This window comes from Pirellulales bacterium (assembly GCA_019694435.1).
GTDB lineage: Bacteria > Planctomycetota > Planctomycetia > Pirellulales > JAEUIK01 > JAIBBZ01.
The window spans coordinates 294,231-316,401 of sequence record JAIBBZ010000002.1 but is presented as its reverse complement, the minus strand read 5'-3'; the positions used below and the strand labels follow the sequence as shown (position 1 = coordinate 316,401).

The following is a 22,171-nucleotide window of genomic DNA, read 5'->3' as shown; positions in this document are numbered from 1 at the left end:
CCCGGTAGTTCGCAGCACTACGACCGCCGGCCGAAGCGCTTGCGGAACAGGCCCAGGCCCAGCACCCCCGCGATGGCTAGCGCGAAACTGCTCGGCTCGGGCACCGCGATACAGTCGTGGCGGAAAGTTCCCTGCACGGTCAGCGGCACGCTGGCCGCGTTGGCGACGTTGGTCAGGTGCAAGCTCACGATGGCCGGGCAAAAGGGCAACGTGAAGATGCCCGTGTTGATCGTATTCACCTGGCCGCCAATCACGATGAACTGCGGGATCGGCGCCGGAACGACGATGTTGGTGCCCTGCGGGTCCAAATAGTCGAAGTCGATCTGCAGAATCGCAAACGCGCCGGGGACAGTGGTCGCCGTACCGAGGAACTCGAACTCCTTGTAGTCCTGGTGCGGCGGCAGCAGATTTGGGAACACGTAGCCCTGTGACTGGCTCGGGTTGAGCGTGATCGAGTTGATGATTTCGGTCTGAGCCTGAAGCCGGCTCGTGCCCAAGAGCAGAAGCGCCACCAGCAGCGTGCTACGCAGCGAGTTCATTCGTCACTCCTGTTCGGCGCACGGTCCGTGCGCCTGATTGGGGGATCCCACAGATCGCGCATCCGCGGCGCGGCACACGCGCAAGCCGGGGGCGGTCTTCCAGCATCTATCGGTTGCGTAACCGGCAAAATCCATACAATCGGCACAATCGCCGCAACCTGCACGAAACAGGTACGCGACCCCCGCTGGAAGGCGATCGCTAGCAGCGCCAGCCGTCGCCGCACGACGCGTTTAGGGAGTCGCTTTTTTGAGCTGCGCCAGGCTCGCCTGTGCCGCCTTGCGCACCGCCGGCGTGTCTTTCAGCCGCTCGTTCAGCACGGCCGCAAACTCCGCGTCGGCCGCGGTGCCCATCGCCAGCACGGCCTCGCGCCGCACGGCCTCGTCGGCGTCTTGGGCCAAGCGCACCAGTGCGCTGCGCCCCGCGGCGTCGCCGGCGGCAATCAAGGCCCGCGCCACGTCGACCTGCAACAGGTGATCGGAACCACGCAGCAGGCGATCGAGCGGTTCGCGATGCCGGGGAAGTCGCCCGGATGCTGCGATGGCCGCCAATGCGGCACGGACCACGGCCGGGTCGCTGTCGGCCAGCAAATCGGCAACCAGGTCTTCCTGGCCGGCCGCGGGATACTCGGCCAGATGTTCGCAGGCGCGGCGCCGGATCTCGGCGCTCGCATGGCCCAGGGCGAGTTGCGCCATCCATTGCGCCTCGGTGCTGGCATCGCCGGCCAGCGCCAGCAGCACCCCGCGCCAGACCAGCACGTCGGTCTCGTGTGCCATGAGCCGAGCCAAACGTGTGCGTGCCAGGGGCGACAGCGCGCCGCCACGGGTGACCTGCCCGCGCAAAGCTTCGGCAGCAGCGCGCCGATCGCGCACCGCGCGGCTGCCCAATGCCGCCAAGGCCGCGAACGATTGATCGACCTCGGGAAGAATCTCGACGTAGACGACCTCCGGCACTTCGACGCCGCGCTCGGCGGCCGCGGCAATCGCGCCGGGCAAGCGGTCGTCGAGCGCCAACAACTCTTCGCGGGCCCCGGCTCGCGACTCCGCGGACAATGGGCCGGCGGACAAAGTTTGGCAAGCCCGTTCGGCGACAACGACGTCGGCTGCGGCGACGGGTTCGGTCAGCGCACCTGCCGCGGCCTCCGTGGCTGCCATTGACTGCCGCAGATCGCCCCGCCCTTGGGCGAGCTGTTGCCGCAAAGCAGCTAATTGCTCTTGGCGCAGGACTTCGGGCGCGGTGGGCGAAAACGACTTTGCCGCCGGCCAACGAGCGGCAAGTGCGCCGGCCGCGGCTGCGCGCGCCTGTTCGCTGTGCACCTCCAACGCCACGAGCAACACTGGCGCCGCCAATTCGTCCGGCCAGCCGTGCACTGCCGCAACCAGGCTCTCCACCACCTCGGGGCTGATATCCGCGGCCAGCTTTTCGGCCACCCTCCGACCGTCGTCGTCGGGCCACCGGGCCAGGCTTTGGGCGACCGTCTGCCGCACGCGCCACGCGCGATCGTCGGCCTGGCCAACGACCAGGGCCCGTTCGCCGCGCTGTGCCAGCGCCTCGATCGCCGCCGCGCGCATCAATTCGCCTTCGTCGTCGAGATACGATTTCAGTTTGGTCTTCGAAGGATCGTCATCGAGATGTCCCAGTGCCTCGACCGCGGCGAGCCGCACGTGCAAGTTGCCGTCGTAGAGCGCCTGCGCGACGAGCGTGTCTGCATGCGCCACGTCGCGCGCGCCGACGACGCGCACGGCCGCGGCGCGAACGGTGGGATCGCGATCGTTGCACAGCTCGCCAACCTCAGCCGGCGGCGGCGCATTTGCGGTTTGCCACACCTCGAGCGCCGCGGCGCGCACTTCCGGCGCCTCCGCGTGCAACGCCTCGCGAAATCGCGGCTCCTCGCTCGGAGCGACGAACCGTCCCTGCGCCGCGAGCAATTCGGCGTGCAGCTCGCCGTGATAACTCGCCGCGCGGCGCGCCAGCGAGTTTTCCTGCTCGACCAGCAGCGCGGCCAGCGCGCGTTGCGGGTGGGCCGTGGCCGGTACAGTTGCCAGGGCCTCGGCCGCGGCGCAGCGCAGTTGCAGCGATGCTCCTGGGTCGCCGATCGTGCCCTGGAGCACTTCGGCGCCATCAGCCCGATCGAGGCGCGCCAGCGCGATCGCGGCATTGGTCCGCACGAGCCGGTCGTCACTGGCCAGGGCCGCCAGCAGGACCTCGACCGGCGGCGGCGAGGCCAAGAGCTTTTCAACCGCCAGGTTCTGCCAGCGCAAATTCACGCCGCGCGCATGATCCTGGTCCGGGCGTCGCGTCCAGCCATCGCGGCTCAGCTCGCTCGGCAAATCGTCGTCCTGCGGCTTGGCATCCGGCGAATTGCTGGCCACGGGCAAGGCCGCGTTGGCCTGGCCGGCCACGGTTTGTTCACCGTCGGATGCCGTCGCGTGCTCGGTGGCCAGTCGATTTGCGTCGTCGCGCCGCGCCCAGGGTGCCAGGCCGCAGCCCGAGGCGCCGCCGAGCACCAGCGCAAGGCACAGCGCGAACCATTCTCGAGGTTGCCGGAGCGACCGATCCATGGTCGTAAGCATCCTTAGGCGCGTCTTGGCCCACGATTCGTGGGTCATCAGCGCGAATCATGCAGCCCTGATGTTGCTGGCGTCAGCCCGGCGGTTCCGCAGCGACGGCGCGATCGGCAGCGGCCGGCGTGGCGCGGGCCGCTACTTCGACCCCCAGCGCCGCCAGGATCATCTTGGACTGCCGCTGCAGCCATTGATGGACCTCCGCGGGCCGATCTGCCGGTGTCTCCGCTCCGGCCAGCGCCTGCATGGCGGCAACGACCGCTTGGCGTTGCGCGTCTTGCAAAAAGGGCGCGGCCTTGTGACTTTGTGCGTGCCGTAGCAAGCCCACCAAAGCGGCGGCCCGAACAGCGTCGTGTTGCTTGGGATCGCTGACCAATTTGACGAGTGCTCCGGCAGCGTCGCCCAAGGGCGTCGGCGCGCCGGTGCCTGCCAAGGGCGGCTCCTGCGCATTCAAATCGCCGAGAATCAGCGTCCAATTGACGCGCGACGCGGGGTGGAACGCCGGATCGCCCGCGAGCCGCTGCAGCGACGTGAGCAGCAATTTGTTGAGCGCGTCATGCGCCTGCGTGTTGCCCTTGTTGCCGTAGTTGCGCAGATCGCGCTTCAGCATCTCGCGCAGCTTCCCGGCATCGGCCAGGCGCTCGAGCTTGGAGAATTCGGCGATCCGCGCTTGGTAGAACTTGTCGAAATTCTCGGGATTGTCGACCGCGCCGGTGCGCTGTGCCGCGCTGACCGTCGCGTTGGCGCCGGCAGGGACCTCGATCTTCAACTGCCGGAATCCGGCGGCCTCTTCCGCGCCCACCGACACGGTTCCGATGCCGGAGAGCATCAGAGCCAGGACCAGCGGTCCGGCCGCTCGACGCACTTGATCAAACGCGCCCATTCGCACCATCTCGTTTGTTCCGGTTCCCCACGTGCGCATGTGGAAACACGCAGCCAACATCGGGGCACTAACCTAGCATAATGCGGTCTGGCCACTCATGCCGTCGGGCACCGGGGTGCGCTCGCTCGTGGCGTGCGTCGCCAGCCCGCACGAACCCAACCATGGCAAGGCCAACCAAGACGTGCCATCTAAGACATGTAAGTGCAAACGTGATAAGATGTTCAGGTCGGCATGCGGCAGCGCACGGTACCATCGTCCGCCGCCGGCTGTCAAGATTTGCTGAGCCCGGGCCGGGCCGGACAGGCGGCCGACCAGACCGACACAAACCTTTATCTTCTATAGACTTCGGAATCGCGCACCCGAGAGGCCCTGCAAGCTCGTGACGCTGTTGTTCACCTCGAAACGCTTTCTCGACCATGAGACCGGCGCCCACCCGGAGCGGCCACAGAGGCTGATCCAGGTCCATCGGCACCTGGAGCGAGTAGGACTCGCGGCCCGCTGCGAAATCCCACAATGGCAGCCCGCCACCGATGTGGAATTGACCCGCGTGCATCAACCCGGCTACCTGCCTTGGTTGCGCGACTATTGCCTGCGCGGCGGCGGACGCGTCGAGGCCGACACGGTCGTCTGCCCGGCTTCGGCCGAGGTGGCCGAGTATGCCGCGGGCGCGGTGTGCGAGGCGGTGCGCCGTGTGTTGGCCGGCCCGCAACGTCAGGCGCTGTGCCTGGTGCGCCCGCCGGGACATCACGCCCTGGCCGGAGAAGTGATGGGCTTCTGCCTCTACAACAATGTGGCGATCGGCGCGCGGGCTGCGCTCGACGAAGGGCGCCTGTCGCGCGTCATGATCGTCGATTGGGACGTGCATCACGGCAACGGCACGCAGGACACCTTTTGGCACGATCCGCAGGTCGCGTTCTTCTCGGCGCATCGTTGGCCATTTTACCCGGGCACCGGCCGCGCCGAGGAAACCGGCTCCGGGCCAGGCCTGGGCCTCACGCGCAACCTGCCGTGCCCGATGGGCATCGCGCGAAGCCTGTATCTCGACCGTGTCCGCGCTGAGCTCGAACAGTTCGCGTCGCGACACCCGCCCGAGCTGATTCTGATCAGCGCCGGGTTCGATGCGCACCGCGATGATCCCGTGGGATCACTCGGGCTCGAAGTCGAGGATTTCGCCCAGCTGACCGAAATCGTGCTCGACGTGGCCGAGGCCTTCAGCGGGGGCCGGGTGGTCAGTGTGCTCGAAGGGGGCTACAACCCTGGTATCCTGGCCGCCTGCGTCGAGGCGCATCTGGCGACCCTGCTGGACCGCGATCCCGCCACGCCTGCCGCTTGAAAACTGGCCTTACCTTCGCACCGAGCTTGCGGACCGCTGCCATGAAAACCGACGCCTCGCAGGCACTGTTGAACGACGTCGATGCCTATTGCCGCGAACTGCGGCCGCACGAGGAGTTGTGCTATCTCGAGCACCGTTTCAACGAGCAGACGATCGAACTGGGCAAAAAATACGACATTCTGTCGATGCCCTTTCCACGCGAATACGGCGGCCGTGGCGCCGATGCGGTGACCTACGCCCGCGCCCTGGCACGCATCGGCCGCGAGGGTACCGGCGTGCGGACCTTTTTCTCGGGCCACGTGTCGATCGGACAATACCCGATCTATCGCTACGGCAACGAAGCCCAGCGGCAGCGTTATCTGCCCCGCGCCGCGCGCGGCGAGATCATCGCCGCGTTCGGCTTGACCGAGCCCGATGCCGGCTCAAATCCACTGGAGATGACCACTACCTACCGCCGTGAGGGCAACCGCTTTCTGCTCAACGGCGTGAAGTATCTGATCTCCAACGGCGGCATTGCCGACGTCGTCGTGGTGTTCGGCTATCCCGAGGATCAAGCGGGCGACGCGCGGCGGATGAGCGCCTTTATCGTCGAGACGGCCGGCGAAACGTTCGAGCGCGAAGACCTGACCTCGAAAATGGGTATGTACTCGGCCAACACGGGTATGTTTCAGATGACCAATCACCCGGTGCCCGCCGAGAACCTGCTCGGCGAAGAAGGCAACGGTTTTCGCATCGCCATGGGCACGCTGATCTCGGGCCGCTTGAGTGTGGCCGCCGGGTGCCTGGGAGTGATCGAAGACTGCCTGGCCGAGGTCTTGAATTACAGCAAAGAGCGGCACCAGCACGGCAAGCCAATCGCCAAGCACCAATTGGTCCAGGAACACCTGGCAATGATCGAAATCCATCGGGCCACGAGCGACGCCGTAATCGAGCGCGCCGCCCAGGCCAAGGCTGCAAGCGATGCGGCCCCGGGCGATGCCAAACTCGTCGCCGAGGCCGACTTCCTGGTGACCGAGGCCAAATTCGTGGCCACCAACGCCGCCTGGGATGCCGCGGATCGTGCCGTGCAGGTCTACGGGGGTCGCGGCTGGTCCGAGTTGTATCGCGTGGGCCGTCATCTGCAAGACGTGCGCGTGTGCCGCATCTATGAAGGCACCGACGAAATCCTCAAGCTGAAGATCGCCGCGGCGCTGTTGGGCAAAGAGTATCAGGCGTTTCAGTGACGCGGCGGCGCTCTGGCGCCTCGTGCAATTGCGTTCGTCGCCGTTTCACGAGACCGCAATCTGAAGCTGGCCTGTGGACCGGCGTTCATAGGTGCCCGCCCTGTGGAACGTCTCAATTTTCTTGCGGCAGGTGCGAATAAGATCAGGCCTGGAGACTACGCGACGTGAAGGATCTGCGGCGATGCAATCCGCGCTAGTTGTCATCGGTGTGCTGGTAGCGCTTTACGTGGCGCAATCGTTGTTTTGGCGCTGGGCCAGCCGTCGCTGGTCGTTGCCGTGCCCCACGGCGCTGTCGTGGGCCGTGGATGGACGCATCGTCGACGTCGTCGCAGGCACCGAGATCACCTTGCAGCGCATGCAGTTGAGGCCGGGCACGACTGTCGTCGAAATTGGCCCCGGTCCGGGCCGGCTCTTGCTGCCGGCGGCGCGCCGCGTGTTGCCAGGTGGAAGAGCCATCGGCATCGAGCTTCAGCAAGGGATGCTCGACAAGCTCCGCCGAAAACTCAGCCAGAACGACCCCGGCAACGTCGAATTGATCCATGCGGACGCCACCCGCGCCGTGCTCCCGCACGCCAGCGCCGATCTGGTGTTTCTGTGCACCGTGCTGGGCGAAATCCCCGATCGAGCCCGAGCGCTGCAGAACTGTTTTGATGCCCTGCGGCCGGGCGGGCGGCTGTCGATCACCGAAATCAAGGGCGACCCTCACTACCAGTCGCGCGCCAAAGTAGACTCGTTGGCGCGGGAAGCCGGCTTCGAGCCCGAGAGCTGCGAGGGCAACTGGTGGCGTTACACGGCCAACTTCCGCAAGCCGATCTCGGCCGGGCAATCGCAGCCCTAGTCGAAGATTGCCTCAGGTCGTCGCGTTCGTGTGCCAACCCGGACCTCCGCTCGCCAAAGCCTAGTCATGAAAGATCACGCCGACTGGAACGACAGCTACCGCGAAGGCAATCTGCCCTGGGACACCGGCCGGCCTTCCACCGAGCTGCAACATGTCTTGAGCGCATACGCCCTGCGGCCGTGTCGCGCACTCGAAATCGGTTGCGGGACGGGCACCAACAGCGTCTGGCTGGCCCAACAGGGCTTCGACGTCACCGGCATCGATGTGGCGCCGCTGGCGATTGAGCAAGCGCAACAGCGCGCAGCAACCGCGGGGGTGCACGTGCGTTTCCTGGCCGCCGACGTGCTCCAATTACCAGACCTCGGCGGCCCGGCTGACTTCTTTTTCGATCGCGGCTGTTACCATGCCGTTCGTCGCAGCGCCGCGCGGCAATATGCGCCTGCCGTGGCGCGGCAGTTGGCTCCCGGCGCACGGGGCTTGATCCTGGCCGGCCACGCGCGCGAGCCACACATGCCGGGGCCGCCGGTGGTCAGCGAAGAACAGCTTCGCGAGGAGCTTGGCCTGGCGTTCGAAATCCTCGATCTGCACGAGTTCCGCTTCGACGAAGCCCCCGGGGTTCCGGCAAGCTTCCTGGGCTGGTCGTGCCTGATTGCCAAGCGCTGACCGATGCGCTTTATTCCCCCAGCTGACGGCGGATCTGCTGCCAGCCGTTTTTCAAGACTTGACCCGCGGCGGCTTGGATCAGGGTGGGGCTCACCGTCGCGATCAGACCCTTGAGCCGGGTCACGTCGGCCGACCAGGCGAGCCGTGAGCCGCCGTCGTGCGGGGCGATGGCCAGGGTGCTCGCCACGTCGATCTCGGTGCCGATACCACGCCCGGCGATGCGCATCACGGCGCCCCGCGGCGGGTCGAGCGACTCGAGCCCGATGTCGAGCTTGAGCGTACCGCGCAAGAAGCCGAAACCGGGCCGCACCGTGCACTTGAGTTGCCGCTCGCCGACGCGCTCGGACGAAGCCAGGTCGGGGATATTGGCCGCCAGCAGGTCCATGTCGGTCATCACGGCGAACAGCCGCTCGGGCGGTGCGCGAAACAATTCTTCGCCGGAAAGCTGCAGTGAGGCGGCCATGTGCAAAGGGAAAAAATGCCAAGAAGCAAGGAGAACTCCACGCACGATTATAATGCCGCCACGGGGTTCCTCCGAGAGAAAGCCAGCTGCGCTGGGAAACTTGATGCAGATGATGCATGCTCCACGGGCGGCGACGATTGTGCTGCCGCTATTGCTCGCCGCCGCTGTGCACGGCGCTGAACCGCCGCGGCCGGCCACGGACGCGCCGCTCGACGGCCGCGAGGGGCATCCGCTGGCCTTGGAGAACTTTCGCCCCCGGTCCATGCTGCGGCTCGACAATCACCCACCGCAGCGAGCCCGCTTCCCAGCGGTCGACGTTCATTTTCACCCGCGGCTGAAAATGCACAGCTCGCCGCAGGGCCTGGACGAGTACGTGCGGCTGATGGACGAACAAAACATTGCGCTCTCTGTCAGCCTCGACGGCGGTACCGGCGAATCGCTGGCCGAGCATCGCAAGTTTCTCTGGACGAAGTATCCCGACCGGTTCGTCATCTTTTCCACGCTCGACTTCATCGGTGCGGGCAAGAACTCGGAGCCGGAGACCTGGGACTGTCATCGCCCGGAGTTTGGCCGCCGGGCCGCAGAGCTGTTGGCCGACGCGAAAGCACAAGGAGCCAGTGGCCTGAAGTTTCACAAGACGTTCGGGCTGGCCTGGAAGAATCCCGACGGGTCGCTGATCAAGATCGACGACCCGCGCTGGGACCCGATTTGGGAGGCTTGTGGCCGGCTCGATTTGCCGGTGCTCATCCACACGGCCGATCCGGCCGCGTTTTGGGAGCCGATCGACGAACAGAACGAGCGCTGGGAGGAACTGAAACGTCACCCGGAGTGGAGCTTTCACGGCCCGCAATGGCCGCCGCGCCTGGAACTGCTCGAGGCCTTGTTGCGCATTGTCGCGCGCCACCCGCAGACGAAATTCATCGGTGCCCACGTTGCCAGCAATGCCGAGGACTTGCGAACCGTTGGCCGCTGGCTCGACGCGTATCCCAATCTTTATGTCGACCTGGCCGCCCGCATCGCCGAGCTGGGGCGCCAGCCATACACCGCGCGCGACTTCTTCCTGAAATACTCCGACCGCATTCTGTTCGGGACTGACGGCCCGCGTACGCGCGGTCGCTTGCTGCCGCACTGGGAACTGCTCGAGACGCGCGACGAATTCTTTGCCTACGGCGACGAACCGTTTCCCGTCCAGGGCTTCTGGAATATTTACGGTCTCGACCTGCCCGATGAAGTCTTGCGCCAGGTGTACCTGGAGAACGCGCTGCGCTTGATCCCGGGGGTGCGCGAGCGGTACGAACGCTGGCAGGCCGCACCAGCGAAGCCGTAGCACATCGCGCAGCCGGGCGGCACAAGGCCAAGGGCGGCATTCGCCCCGGCGCGGCTAGCACGACATGGGCGATTGCGCGAACAGCATGTGCCCGAATTGCCGTACCAGCTCTGGATCGAGCTGCGTGCCGGCGGCACGGTCCAACACGTCGACCGCTTCTTCGACGGTGTGGGGACGCCACCAGCCGCGGCCGAAGTGCACGTCGTCGAACAGGCTGGCGATCGCCAGCACGCGGGCCCCCAGGGGAATTAGCTGGCCGGCCGGATCACCGTGCGTGCCATCGTACCACCGATCGGAAAGTCGCACGGTGTCGACCAGCTTCTTGTTCGAAAAGCAGCTATTCAGGATGTCCACGGTCACCTGCCGGTGCCGCTGGGCGATGGCGAATTCTTCGTCGGTCAGGGCGCCGGTCTTGTTGAGAATCTGATCGGGAATCGCCAGCCGACCGATGTCGTGCAGCAGCGCGGCGATTTCCAACCGGATTCGCTGCTTGGGCTCGAGCCCCATGTATCGGGCAAAGTCGCGGCACCATTGGGCCACGCGCCGCGAATGCACGGCCGTCGGTTCGTCGCGGTGTTTGAGCGCCGTGAGCAGCGTGTTGACGACCAGGTAAGGAATCGTCGCACCGTCGTCGCGGCCGTCGTCCTCCGGCGCGTCGGCAGCCGCGGAGGCCACCAGGCTCGACGAGTGTGCGAGGTCGTCGTGGCGGATAACCCGGTTCCGTCCGCTGCGTTTGGCGATCAGCAGGGCCTGATCCGCGAAGTCGATCAACGTCTCTTCGTTCAGCACTTCCAGCGTTCGGGCCGACAACCCACAACTGATCGTGAAACAGAATTGGTCGTTGCCCCCCGGCAGTCGAAGCTGCGCTACGAGATCGCGGACGCGCTCGGCCAGCTGCGCGGCGCCCTCGGCGTCGGTGTTCGCCAGCAGCACGCAGAATTCTTCGCCGCCATAACGGCACAACAGGTCCGATTCGCGGAACCGATCGCGTAGCGCGTCGGCCAGCGCCTTGATCACCAGGTCGCCGGTGGGGTGGCCGTAGGTGTCGTTGATCCGCTTGAAATGGTCGATGTCGAGCATCAGGCACGACAATGGCAGATCATAGCGCTGCGAACGCTGCCACTCGCGCGTGGCTTGCTCGAAAAACGCTCGCCGATTCAACAGGCCCGTCAGCGGATCGGCCACGACCAGCTTGGACAAGCGCTCGTTGGCGACGTTGAGCCGTTCGTTCTTTTCGCGCAGCGATTCTTGGAGCTGGATGATCCGCTCGGCGGCCTGAATGCGCGGTACGAGCTGCCGGACCTCGATGGGTTTGCCGAGGAAATCGTCGGCGCCGACCTCGAGCCCGGCGACGGGGTCGGGTTGCGCCGTCACCAGGATCACGTAGGGATACCAGCCCAGCTCCGCGGCGCGCAAGGCGCGAATCAGCTCGAGCCCGTCCATCCGCGGCATGACCCAGTCGGTCAGAATCAGCGAGGGCTGCAACTCGAACACCACGTCGAGCGCTTCCAGACCGTCGGCCGCCGTGGTGACGTCGTAGCCCTGTCGGACGAGCAACCGTTCCAGCAGGCGGCTGCACGCCGGGTCGTCTTCGACGACCAGGGCGCGTTTTTTGGCAGGAAGATTCATCTGCACCGACATCCGGGACTGGCGCCGCCTGGAACCAAACCAAGCCTACGTCGTCCAGGACGCAAAAAGTGCGAAACGGCACAGTGCGCAAGCAAGCGCGGCCATCCCAACGCGCACTAACCGTTACGGGCTGCACCACCCCACTACCCCATGGGGAGTACGACCCGCAGCGGAGGGCCGGCGTCGGGAAAATCCCTCTGCTGTTCGCGTCGCAATTACCGCGCAAAAGCCGGGTCAGAACAATTTAGTCGCGTGCGGCCGACCGCACTCAGGCGCAGAGCTGTCAGGCGCCGCAATTCGGGAAACCCGCTCTGACCCTTCTCTATTTCACCGGTGTGACGCCGGGAATCTGCCACGTTCCATCCAGGATCGACGGCGATTGCTCCTGCGGCCAATACAACCGCAGCATGAGCTTGAACCCGTCCCTTGGTGCAGGCAGCCAGTTGGCTTCGCGCTCGGGCCCCGGGTTCTCATGTTGAATGTACAGGTCGACGGACCCATCGGCGTTGGTCTGCAGCGAGTTGCGGGCGCTCAGCGTGTACCGATTCAAGGGATTGTCGACGAAGAAGTAGTCGGAGTTGTACATGGTCAAAGACCAGAAGCCACGGACCGGTGGCAACTGCCCCGGCGGAAAATGCATGACGTACTTCTTCGCGCCTGAGTAGGGCTGTCCACTGGCGTCGACTTCCGACGTCGGATAGATCGCATCCTGGGGCCGATTGGCCCCCAGGCCGATCGCCGTGATCAAGGCGCGCTGCAGATAGCCGGTGCCGTACTGCCCGGTCTGAATCGTGAATTGCCAGCCGTTGATGTCCTTTCCGGCTGTCTTGAAATGGGCCATGATTTGCTCAAAACCGATCTGCGGCACGGTTTTGAGCGCGGCTTGAGTTTCACGATCAAGCTTGGACAGCTCGAAGGGCCGGCCGGCAACCACTCCAAGCCGCGCCATCTTCGCGATGATGGGGGCGTCGCTTTCGGCCGGCGGGTTGCCCGCCAACAGCTGCGCCAGCAAGGTAAAGTAGGAAGCGATGTCCAAGCCGTTCACTTGCTCGCGGACCGGTGTCTGCATGTCGACCTTGGCGTCGACCTCGCCGGCCGGTGGCGCGTACGCCTTGCCGAACGAACTCAAGGGAACCAGCGCAATCTCGTCTTGCATGTGGTGCACGGCCGCGTAGTCGGCCGCGGTTCCCGTGCAGTAGATGCGACCAAGGATCCAGACCAGGTTCGTCGGCGCTTTGTACTGCGTGACGCCGGCAGGCAGCGTGCCTTTCCAGCTGGGACCGGTGATGGCGAATTTCTGGGCGCCGGTGCCCGTGGTTCGTTTGCCCGGCACCTGAAACACGTTCGTCCAGGCATCCAGCAGCGGAAACAGGTAATAGCGATCGTGGGCGTCCGGTAGACTCAGCACCCACGGCTCCCGGCCGACATCCAGCCAACCCGTCGTATACAGCGTGTCGGCATTCGGTGCGGTCACGTCGCGAAACGCCGCCGACGGGTACTCGCGCATCCGCACGAGCTGACCCATGGGCGCGCGGGTGCCTTCCGGCTGGCGCACGTTGGTCATCACGCGTCGCGTCATCTCCATCGTGACCAGGGGATAGCCGTAAATGTACGCATCGATGGCAATCTGCTTGGCTTCCGCGGGCGAGATTTGCGCGTGAGCGTGCGGCACCGCCAGACAGGTGCCGAGCAACCACGCTGCCGCCAGGATGCCATCGCGAGAACTTCTATTCTGTGTGTGCACAAATGACCTTTGAGCTCTGAAGGATTTGGGTCGGTTCAATGTGGCCACCAGTCTAGCAGGCAGGACCAGACGCGGCGCGCCGACGACCGTGGAACAGAATCCGTCACACACTACCAGAAGGGGGGACAGGCGTAAAAAGGTGTCAGGAATGCTCTGTAGAAATCCCGCCGATAGTTGCATTCGTTAGCGGCTCGGCGTGCGTAGCACGCTTGGATGAGCACGACTTCCAAGAGTCCGAAGCGGGTGCTGGCGGTTGCCTATCGGATCGGTTGCGCGGCGCTGGCGCCCTACGCGCATCGCTCTAGTCCCAAGAAGTTCACGCAGCCGCAACTCTTTGCTTGCCTGGTGCTCAAGGAGTTCCTGCAGCTCGACTATCGCAAGCTGGCGGCGCTGCTGCGCGACTGCACCGAGCTGGCGGCGACAATCGAGTTGCAGGTGATCCCGCACTTCACGACGTTTCAAATAGCGGCCGAGCGGTTGTTGTCGATCCGACCGGTGCGACGACTGCTCGAGGCGTCGCTGGGGCAAGCGCGGCGGCAGCGCAAGTTGGGCAATCGCAGTCACCTCGCCGCGCTCGACGGCACCGGCTGGGAGTCGCATCACGCGAGCGACTACTTCGTGCGCCGCCGCGCGAAAGGCGGAAAAGCCTGGCAAAACACCACCTATCGGCGGTTTCCCAAGGCGGGCCTGCTCTGCGATTGCCGCAGCCACTTGATCCTCGCCCTGGTGCCGGGCCGTGGACCTGCGCCCGACGTGCCGCACTTCCACGCGGCGCTCGACGACGCCCTGTCGCGCGTCGCGATCACCACGCTCGTGGCCGATGCCGGCTATGACGCCGAGCATGTGCATGAGTATGCCCGCGAGGAGTGCGGCGTGAACACGTTCATCCCCGCGAAGATCGGCCGCCCGACCGCGAAGCCGCCGAGCGGCTTTTGGCGCAGGCGAATGGCACGCTGGTTATATCTCACGCGCTACACGCAACGCTGGCAGGTCGAGACCGTCAACAGTATGCTCAAGCGGCTGCTGGGCTCGGCCTTGAGAGCGCGACGTTATCATTCCCAGTGCCGCGAACTCTGCCTGCGAGCGATCACGCTGAACGTGATGATCCTCAGACGCAGCAGGGTTTTCTACGGAGCAGACCTGTCCCCGTTTCTTCGCCTAGAGAATTAATGGATCGATTTTGCAAACGCCGTCCAAGTCAAAATCGCAGACTTCGAGAATGTTTCTGGTTGCAGCAATATTACTACTGCATGTGTGGCTTTGTGTTCCTGCGATTGTGTGTCGCGATAGCCATGATCTGGCATTTTCGTCGTTTTGGAAATTCATTGCCCCTTGGGTGAGTTTTTTATTGTTAGGACTTGTGCAGGCACGTAACGTATTTGGTCCATCGGCCGCAAAGGTTGCAGCGGGGTTTGCGGCGATTGCGTCGTTTTTTTCTGCTTTGGTGTACGCAAATCTCGGTACACCAGTGCCACACTATGGGTCAACTGGGGGGCTCACGGGGATTGTCGATCATGCCTCGCTAGACGTGCTCCTGTGGTGGATCCCTTCGACTGTACTAGCGTTTGGACTCAGTATGTATTCAAACATTATAACCTCATTTTCAAAGATTTGGGATCGCCGACGCCGTTAAGCGATTGGGGGGAAGAAACGGGGACAGGGGGAAGAAACGGGGGGGAAACGGGGACAGGTCTGCTCCGTAGAAAACCCGCCGACAGCTTCATCCGCTAGCGGCTCGGCGTGCGTAGCACGCTTGGATGAGTACGACTTCCAAGAGTCCGAAGCGGGTGCTGGCAGTTGCCTATCGGATCGGTTGCGCGGCGCTGGCGCCCTACGCGCATCGCTCTAGTCCCAAGAAGTTCACGCAGCCGCAACTGTTCGCTTGCCTGGTGCTCAAGGAGTTCTTGCAGCTCGACTATCGCAAGCTGGCGGCGCTGCTGGGCGACTGCACCGAGCTGGCGGCGACGATCGAGTTGCAGGTGATCCCGCACTTCACGACGGGCGAAGAAACGGGGACAGGTCCAATTTACGAATCCGAGAGCGAAGGCTTGCGCGGTCGGCCGGGCGCGCGGAGCGTGGCTTCGAGCCCAAGGGCGGCGGCGGTCGACGCGATCCATGACGTGCTGCCGTAGGGTGTGCCACGCTGCACGCTTCGCCGCAGCGCGGCCAACTCGGCTTCGGTGTGCGCCTTGTTGACGTGTTCGCGCCAGCGACGTGGGCGGGGAACCGGCCAACTCGACAGCCAGGCCTTCTGCTCGGCGGCGCCGCGCTCGCGAACCCACACGCTACCCCAGCGCCAGTCGACGGCGCGGCGGACCAGGCCGGCCCGCAGTGCATTGCGCTCGACGTACCGCAAGACCTGGTAAAAATGCTCGTCGGTCTCGACGGGGAACGACTTGAAACGGCCCTGGTAGACGTGGCCAAGCCCAGCCGCCGCTTGGCTCGCACCCAACGCGTCACGTGCGTCACCGTGAGCCGTTGGAAAAACGTACCCAGTTGACCGTCGGCTTCCGGCCAGACCACGAAGTGCCAGTGATTGGGCAGCACGCAAAAGCCGCAGACCCGTAGCGGCACCTTGGCCAGGGTCTCCGCCAGTGCCTCTTCGAACGCTTCGTAGTCGCGGGCGCCTTGCAATGATTGGCGTCGTCGAACAACCGCATCCGCCCCACGCCACGATTCAGCACATGATAAACGAACCCACCCGGTGCGGCACGCGCGGTTCTTGGCATGGCTGCAAGCGTAACGACGATCGCCCGGATTGGCAAGAATTGGACCTGTCCCCGTTTCTTCGTCTCGTTTCTTCGTCTCCGTTGCGCCGTGTGAGCTTGTAGGCACCCAGCAGCAACAACGCCCCTAGCATGAAGAGCACTTCTGAGGACGGTTCGGGAACCAATCTCAACTCGCTGCCAAACAGAAGAGTCTCGCCGATGCCATAGGTCAGTGAATAAGCGCCGAAGCCAAATCCCGACCGGTCAAAGTCGGCGAAGTCAATCGTCGGCGGCAAGGCACGATCGGAGAAGACACTGCCTGTCGTGTCAGCGAAGAAGATTCCCGCCAAAATCTCGATATCTGGAATCGTCGGCGGAAAAAAGTAGATGAAGAGCGCGTCGCCGCTGAACCCGCGGCCCAAGTCTCCAACGTCGTTGTAGACATGCATCTCGTACTGGCCGCTCATCGCGTGCGGAAAAAAATCGGGGTCCCCGTTAACGACGATTCCCAAGACATCAAAGTCGATCGACTGCGAAATGCCATAAACGGTCTCGAGTGGGCCGTCATACAGAATCGTCGACCCCGCCGCGTCGTAACTGAACTCACCGGAAAACGGGTCACCAACCGCAATACCCGTCACAATAGAATGGACCTCGTCGACAACCCCCTCGAAGCGGTAATGCACAGGCGATGCTATGCCGGTCTGGGGCACTCCGAGCGTAGCGGATGCGAAGGTGAGCGTGATGCATGTCACTTGGACTAGGTTAGGTCGCTGCTTCGGAGCATTGTGGTGAACTCGCTCAATTGACTCGCAACGCATATGCATGTCCCCACACAACTACTGCAAGATGCCGTTGATATAGACTCTGCCATTTCCGGACTTCGTAATAATACCAGAAGCGGTGCAGTTATAGAGGAAAGAAACGGGGACAGGGAAAAGAAACGGGGACAGGTCCAATTTACGAAACAAAAACCGGGTCAGAACTGTTTTCTGGACACGGCCGCCGCGGGCCGCTATCTTGCCATGTATGCCTCGTCCCCTGCGACCCGTCGGCGCCAGTCTAACGTATCACGTCATCAATCGCGGCAACAATCGCCAGCCCGTCTTTCATGGCGACGATGATTTCGCGGCGTTTTTGCGGGCCCTGGGGGAACTCAAGCAGCGGCGGCCGTTCAAGCTGTTCGGCTACTGCCTGTTGCACAATCATGTTCATTTGCTGTTGCAGCCGTCGGCCGAGACGACGATCAGCCGCCTGATGCAGAGCCTGCTCATCTCACACACGCAGCGCTATCACAAGCACCACGGCTCCGGCGGACACGTCTGGCAGGGGCGGTTCAAGAGTCCCGTGATCCAAGGCGGCGAACACCTGCTCACCGTGCTGCGCTACGTCGAGCGACCAGAAAAGGTTCCAGGAACCGTTGTTAGCCTCGGGCGGACATTCGCTCGTTGATCTTGGGGGTTGCCGCTGCCTTCCGAACTCTGCCGGGCAGCAGCGGCTCCAGAATGGCTGACCTGCTTTTTTAATCGCGCCGGGGCCAGGAGAAGAGTCGCAGGCGGTTGCCGTCGGGGTCGGTGGCGACCAATTCGCGAAAGCCCTCGGCGTTTTGCGACGGTGGCCGGACCTGCTCGCCGGCGGCTGCCAACCGCGTGGCCAATTGCGGTAGATCCTCGACCTCGAAGGCCAGGCTGAACCGCGGCGAGGCTTCCGCCGAGCGTGTCCGCTGCAACAGGGCCAGCCGCGTCTCGCCGGCAGCTAGCAGGGCATAGCCATCATCGACCACGCGAACCAGAACCCGCAGGCCGAGCACATTCCGATACCAGTGCACCATTTGCTCCCAGCGCGCGGTGCGCAGCTCGACGCAAAACAGCCCGATCTTGGCGTGATGGCTTCGTTCAATCACGTTTTGGATCCACCCGGCGGCAACGGCACAAAACGACCCACGGCGCGCACCAAGCCCCCTTCGCAGGCGCACAATGCGCAAGTTGAGCGTCCAAGGCAAGATCGCTTCGGCGGCTCGCTCCGGCGAAGAGCTGAGGTTGACGCACCCTCGTGCGGCAATAAAATGCGTCGCTCCTTAGGTTTAGACGGATCGAACCGTTCCCGGCTGGATGCCCTCGGAGACGTTCCACGTGGTCACCACCCCAGGTGATCGAACGATGCCTTCACCGCGCGACGAATCGGCAGAGCGAGATATCGGCCTGCTTGAAGCCGCGCGCCGGGACAAGCTGCGCCGCCTCGAAGAGTTGGGCGTCGACCCCTGGGGACAGCGCTTCGACGATGCGAGCCCGATCGGCGAAGTTCGGGCACGCGAAAGCGAGATCTCGACCACGGTTCCCCCGGGCGCCGAAGCGGGCGCCGCGCCGGAGATGCATGGCCCGAAGGTGCGCGTGGCCGGCCGGATCGTGCTGCATCGCAAGGCGGGCAAGCTGCATTTCATCGATCTGCGCGACTGGACCGGCCGGATCCAACTGTTGATCGGCCAGAAACAAGTCGGCGAGCGCGCCTGGGCGATTACCGATTGTCTCGACCTGGGCGATTTGATCGGCGTCGACGGCGAGCTGAAACGCACCAAGACCGGCGAGCTGACCGTGTTCGTCGAGCAGGTGCACTTTCTGACCAAGTCGCTGGAGACGCCTCCCGAGAAGCACAAGGGACTGACCGATCCCGAGCTGCGCCAACGGATGCGCTATCTCGACCTGGCCTATACCGACGGCGTGCTCGAGCGCTTTCTGGCTCGCACGAAGATCGTCCAATCGATCCGCCACACGATGGCCGAGCGCGGTTACGTCGAGGTCGAAGGCCCGACGTTGCACTCGATTGCCGGCGGGGCCGCGGCGCGGCCGTTCGTCACGCACCACAATACACTGGACATGCCGCTCTACCTGCGGATCGCGCTGGAGCTGCATCTCAAGCGTCTGTTGGTCGGCGGCGTCGAACGCGTGTATGAGCTGGGCCGCGTCTACCGCAACGAGGGCATCAGCCCCCGGCACAATCCCGAGTTCACGATGCTCGAGGCCTATCAGGCCTATGGCGACTATCGCACGATGATGGATCTGACCGAGGCGATCATCACCGGCGCCCTGGCGGCGATCGGACACGAGGGCCCGGTCGCCTGGGGCGAACATCGCATCGACTTTTCGGCCCCGTTCGCCCGCCGCACCTACGACGAACTGTTCGCCGAACATACGGGCGTCGAGCCGGGCGACGAGGTGGCCGTGGCGCGGTTTGCGGAATCGATCGGCCTGGCTCCGGCCGGCAAGCACCCCGACGTGGTCAAGACTGAGGTCTTCGAAGAGCGCGTCGAACGCTCTTTGCGCGGGCCCGTGTTCGTGATCGACTACCCGTCGAGCATCTGCCCGTTGACGAAGCGGAAGCGTGACAACCCGGCCGTGGCCGAGCGGTTCGAGCTGTTCGTCGAAGGGATGGAAATCGCCAACGCTTATACCGAGCTGAACGATCCGGACCTGCAGGAACAACTGTTTCGCACGCAACTGGCCGGCCAGAAGGAAGAAGACTCGATGGCCAAGATGGACCACGACTTCATCCGCGCGCTGCGGCACGGCATGCCGCCCGCGGGCGGCCTGGGCATCGGGATCGATCGGCTGGTGATGCTGCTCACCGGCAGCACCACGATTCGCGACGTGATATTGTTTCCGCTGTTACGACTCGAAGCCACCGAGCGCGGCTAGCCTGCCGCGCCGTCCGGTGGTGGCCGACAAGGAAGTCCGGCCGGAACGTTCGCCGCGCACGATGCGGCCGAACGCCACCGGCCCTTTCGCCAAGGAACCGGCGATGTATCGATTGCTGCTCTGCTGGCGCTACCTGCGAACGCGGTATATCGCCCTGGCCTCGGTCATCAGCGTGACGCTCGGCGTCGCGACGATGATCGTCGTCAACAGCGTGATGATGGGCTTCACGCAAGAGATGCAAAGCCGGATTCACGGCATTCTCTCCGACGTGACCTTCGAGAGCCGCAGCCTCGAGGGCTTTCACGACCCCGATCGGCACATCGCCCTGATCCGCAAGGCGGCCGGCCAATACATCGAGGCCATCTCGCCGACGGTGATGGTGCCGGGCATGATCACCTTCGAATACGGCGGCAATTCGATCACGCACCCCGTGCAGATCGTCGGCGTCGACGCTGCCACGGCGGGCCTGGCGGCCGACCTGACGCAGTATCTGCAGCATCCGGACAATCGCGGTCAACTGAGCTTCGACCTCCACGAAGGCGGCTACGACGTCGTCGATCATCAAGCGAACGGTCCGGCGCAGCCGCGCGAGCAACTGCGGATCGCCGGCTGGGAATACCGGCGCCGGCATGCCGAATATCAACGGCGCTGGCGCGAAGAACAAGCGCGGCAAGCAGCGCTCGCCCAGCAGGCGTATGCCGAGCAAGTCGAGGGCGATCCGGCGCTTGATCCGGCCGCGACGGACCCGGCGACGACCGACGAAACGGCCGCGCCCGCCGAGCCCACCCCGCAGAACCCTTTCGCGACCGCACAGCCCGAGGGAGCCGAGGCGAACATCTTCGATCCCGGCCGAGAAACGCATGACGGCATCATTCTGGGCATGTCGATCGTCTCGTTTCGCAGCAGCGACAGCCGCGATCACTTTCTGAACGTGCCGGGCGACGACGTCAGCCTCACGTTTCCCACGGTGGGCTCGCCGCCGCGGGCCGTGTCGTTGCCGCTGACGGTGGTCGACCTGTACGAAAGCAAGATGAGCGAGTACGACTCGAGCCTGGTCTTCGTTCCGCTCCGCGCGCTGCAGGAGTCGCGCGGTATGCTCGATCCGAGCACCGGCATCGGCAACGTCACGGCCCTGCAGATCAAGCTCAAGCGCGACGCCGACGGTCCCGTCGTGCGCGACCTGCTGCGGCGGGCGTTTCCCGAGCAGGTCTACGGCATCTACACCTGGCGCGACAAGCAAGGTCCGCTGCTGCAAGCCGCGCAACTCGAAACGCGAATCCTCAACGTCCTGCTGTTTCTGATCATCGCCGTCGCCGGGTTCGGGATTCTGGCGATCTTCTTCATGATCGTCGTCGAAAAGACCCGCGACGTCGGCATACTCAAGGCGCTCGGCGCTTCAAGCGGTGGCGTGATGGGCATCTTTCTCGGCTATGGCATGTCGCTGGGGCTGGTCGGCTCCGGCGCCGGTGCCGTGATCGGATTGTTGTTCGTGATCTACATCAACGAAATCGCCGACGTCTTTGCCTGGCTGACGGGCAGCGAGGTCTTCGACCCGTCGATTTACTACTTCTACAAGATTCCCGCGATCGTCGATCCGGTGACCGTCGCCTGGATCGTCGCCGGTGCCGTGGCGATCGCCATACTGGCGAGCGTGTTGCCGGCGCGGCGCGCGGCTCGTCTCAATCCCGTGGAGGCCTTGCGTTATGAGTAGCCTCGCATCGCTCGTTTCGCGCGCCGGCGCCCCGTCGGCGGCGGCCCTGGCCGGACCGCATCACGCTCGGCCGGCCGACGGCGCCTATGCGCTGCGCGCCACGGGCATCGAACGCGTCTTCCGCAAAGGCCCGATCGCCGTGCCCGTGCTGCGCGGCGTCGACCTGGCGGTGCGCGAAGGCGAATTCCTGGCGATCGTCGGCTCGAGCGGCTCGGGCAAGAGCACCTTGTTGCACATCCTGGCGACGCTCGATCGTCCCGATGCCGGTTCGGTGTACCTGGGCGCGCGGCGGATCGACAATCTGGCGCCGCTTGAGCGCGACGCCTTGCGCAACGCGACGTTCGGCATGATCTTTCAGTTCTATCACCTGCTGCCCGAGCTCTCGGCCCTCGAAAACGTGCTCGTGCCGTTGATGATCCGCGAAAGCATCTGGGGCTATCTCACGCGCCAGGCGCGCCACACGGCCGCGGCCCGCGAGTGGATCGAGCGCGTCGGACTCGCACATCGCGCCACGCACAAGCCGCGCGAACTCTCCGGCGGCGAGATGCAGCGCACGGCGATTGCCCGAGCGTTGGCCGCCGGACCGCAGGTGCTGTTCGCCGACGAGCCGACGGGCAACCTCGACCAGGAGACAGGCCAGGAGATTCTGCGGCTGCTGGTTTCCTTGAACCGCCAGCAGGGCCTCACTATAGTCATGGTCACGCACGACCAGGCGATTGCCGGCATGGCAGACCGCGTGGTACGACTCGCCGCCGGACGCGTCGAGCCCGCCTGATGCGCGAACCTGCCCCCGCGGATGGGTGTCCGGAGCGGCACGGGTTCGACACCGTTGCCGCTCAATGAGGGGGGAGATTCA

Annotated in this window: 19 protein-coding genes; 11 read left to right on the top strand and 8 right to left on the bottom strand. The window is 64.6% G+C overall.

The window, feature by feature from the left end; genetic code table 11:
* Nucleotides 1-17: 17 nt before the first annotated feature.
* The 3 genes from K1X74_03515 to K1X74_03505 form a co-directional block, all read right to left on the bottom strand.
* Entirely contained in the window at nucleotides 18-539 is a 522-nt protein-coding gene (locus K1X74_03515) for a PEP-CTERM sorting domain-containing protein (protein MBX7165395.1), read from the bottom strand.
* Nucleotides 540-770: 231 nt separating this feature from the next.
* A complete protein-coding gene (locus K1X74_03510; GenBank protein MBX7165394.1) occupies nucleotides 771-3,098 on the bottom strand; it encodes a HEAT repeat domain-containing protein in 2,328 nt (775 codons plus the stop codon).
* 82 nt (nucleotides 3,099-3,180) lie between these two features.
* Entirely contained in the window at nucleotides 3,181-3,984 is an 804-nt protein-coding gene (locus K1X74_03505) for a hypothetical protein (protein ID MBX7165393.1), read from the bottom strand.
* Nucleotides 3,985-4,363: 379 nt separating this feature from the next.
* On the opposite strand from K1X74_03505, the gene K1X74_03500 reads away from it, so the two are divergent.
* The 4 genes from K1X74_03500 (at nucleotide 4,364) to K1X74_03485 (ending at nucleotide 8,041) form a co-directional block, all read left to right on the top strand.
* On the top strand, nucleotides 4,364-5,317 hold the full coding sequence (locus K1X74_03500) for a histone deacetylase (GenBank protein ID MBX7165392.1): 954 nt from the start codon (nucleotides 4,364-4,366) through the stop codon (nucleotides 5,315-5,317).
* A gap of 41 nt (nucleotides 5,318-5,358) precedes the next feature.
* The gene (locus K1X74_03495; protein ID MBX7165391.1) at nucleotides 5,359-6,540 is read left to right on the top strand and encodes an acyl-CoA/acyl-ACP dehydrogenase; all 1,182 of its coding nucleotides are present in this window, start codon (nucleotides 5,359-5,361) and stop codon (nucleotides 6,538-6,540) included.
* A gap of 181 nt (nucleotides 6,541-6,721) precedes the next feature.
* A complete protein-coding gene (locus K1X74_03490; GenBank protein MBX7165390.1) occupies nucleotides 6,722-7,378 on the top strand; it encodes a class I SAM-dependent methyltransferase in 657 nt (218 codons plus the stop codon).
* Between the two features lie 66 nt (nucleotides 7,379-7,444).
* On the top strand, nucleotides 7,445-8,041 hold the full coding sequence (locus K1X74_03485; protein MBX7165389.1) for a class I SAM-dependent methyltransferase: 597 nt from the start codon (nucleotides 7,445-7,447) through the stop codon (nucleotides 8,039-8,041).
* A gap of 10 nt (nucleotides 8,042-8,051) precedes the next feature.
* Here the strand turns inward: K1X74_03485 and K1X74_03480 are convergent, their stop codons facing one another.
* On the bottom strand, nucleotides 8,052-8,504 hold the full coding sequence (locus tag K1X74_03480) for an SRPBCC family protein (GenBank protein ID MBX7165388.1): 453 nt from the start codon (nucleotides 8,502-8,504) through the stop codon (nucleotides 8,052-8,054).
* Here K1X74_03480 and K1X74_03475 point away from each other — a divergent pair.
* Nucleotides 8,503-9,831, top strand: coding sequence for an amidohydrolase (locus K1X74_03475; protein ID MBX7165387.1), 1,329 nt, complete (start codon nucleotides 8,503-8,505; stop codon nucleotides 9,829-9,831). The two genes, K1X74_03480 and K1X74_03475, sit on opposite strands and share 2 nt — an antisense overlap.
* 54 nt (nucleotides 9,832-9,885) lie before the next feature.
* Here the strand turns inward: K1X74_03475 and K1X74_03470 are convergent, their stop codons facing one another.
* Entirely contained in the window at nucleotides 9,886-11,460 is a 1,575-nt protein-coding gene (locus K1X74_03470) for a diguanylate cyclase (GenBank protein ID MBX7165386.1), read from the bottom strand.
* A 322-nt stretch (nucleotides 11,461-11,782) separates the two neighbouring features.
* Nucleotides 11,783-13,045: a DUF1254 domain-containing protein gene (locus K1X74_03465; GenBank protein ID MBX7165385.1), complete on the bottom strand. Its 1,263-nt coding sequence runs from the start codon at nucleotides 13,043-13,045 to the stop codon at nucleotides 11,783-11,785.
* Between the two features lie 372 nt (nucleotides 13,046-13,417).
* Between K1X74_03465 and K1X74_03460 the strand changes: the two genes are divergently transcribed.
* Entirely contained in the window at nucleotides 13,418-14,374 is a 957-nt protein-coding gene (locus K1X74_03460; protein MBX7165384.1) for a transposase, read from the top strand.
* Nucleotides 14,375-14,961: 587 nt separating this feature from the next.
* Entirely contained in the window at nucleotides 14,962-15,336 is a 375-nt protein-coding gene (locus K1X74_03455) for a hypothetical protein (protein ID MBX7165383.1), read from the top strand.
* A 545-nt stretch (nucleotides 15,337-15,881) separates the two neighbouring features.
* Here K1X74_03455 and K1X74_03450 read toward each other — a convergent pair.
* Nucleotides 15,882-16,598 carry a hypothetical protein gene (locus K1X74_03450; GenBank protein ID MBX7165382.1) on the bottom strand — a complete coding sequence of 239 codons (717 nt, stop codon included), beginning with the start codon at nucleotides 16,596-16,598 and terminating at the stop codon, nucleotides 15,882-15,884.
* A gap of 343 nt (nucleotides 16,599-16,941) precedes the next feature.
* Between K1X74_03450 and K1X74_03445 the strand changes: the two genes are divergently transcribed.
* The gene (locus tag K1X74_03445) at nucleotides 16,942-17,364 is read left to right on the top strand and encodes a transposase (GenBank protein MBX7165381.1); all 423 of its coding nucleotides are present in this window, start codon (nucleotides 16,942-16,944) and stop codon (nucleotides 17,362-17,364) included.
* A gap of 70 nt (nucleotides 17,365-17,434) precedes the next feature.
* Here the strand turns inward: K1X74_03445 and K1X74_03440 are convergent, their stop codons facing one another.
* Complete coding sequence (locus K1X74_03440) at nucleotides 17,435-17,815, bottom strand: VOC family protein (protein ID MBX7165380.1); 381 nt, start codon at nucleotides 17,813-17,815, stop codon at nucleotides 17,435-17,437.
* 256 nt (nucleotides 17,816-18,071) lie between these two features.
* Here K1X74_03440 and lysS point away from each other — a divergent pair, with 256 nt between their 5' ends.
* From lysS to K1X74_03425, 3 genes are all read left to right on the top strand, one after another.
* Complete coding sequence (gene lysS, locus K1X74_03435; GenBank protein ID MBX7165379.1) at nucleotides 18,072-19,604, top strand: lysine--tRNA ligase; 1,533 nt, start codon at nucleotides 18,072-18,074, stop codon at nucleotides 19,602-19,604.
* Nucleotides 19,605-19,707: 103 nt separating this feature from the next.
* Complete coding sequence (locus tag K1X74_03430; GenBank protein ID MBX7165378.1) at nucleotides 19,708-21,315, top strand: ABC transporter permease; 1,608 nt, start codon at nucleotides 19,708-19,710, stop codon at nucleotides 21,313-21,315.
* The gene (locus K1X74_03425; GenBank protein ID MBX7165377.1) at nucleotides 21,308-22,090 is read left to right on the top strand and encodes an ABC transporter ATP-binding protein; all 783 of its coding nucleotides are present in this window, start codon (nucleotides 21,308-21,310) and stop codon (nucleotides 22,088-22,090) included. The genes K1X74_03430 and K1X74_03425 overlap by 8 nt, the downstream gene beginning before the upstream one ends.
* The last annotated feature ends 81 nt before the right edge of the window (nucleotides 22,091-22,171 follow it).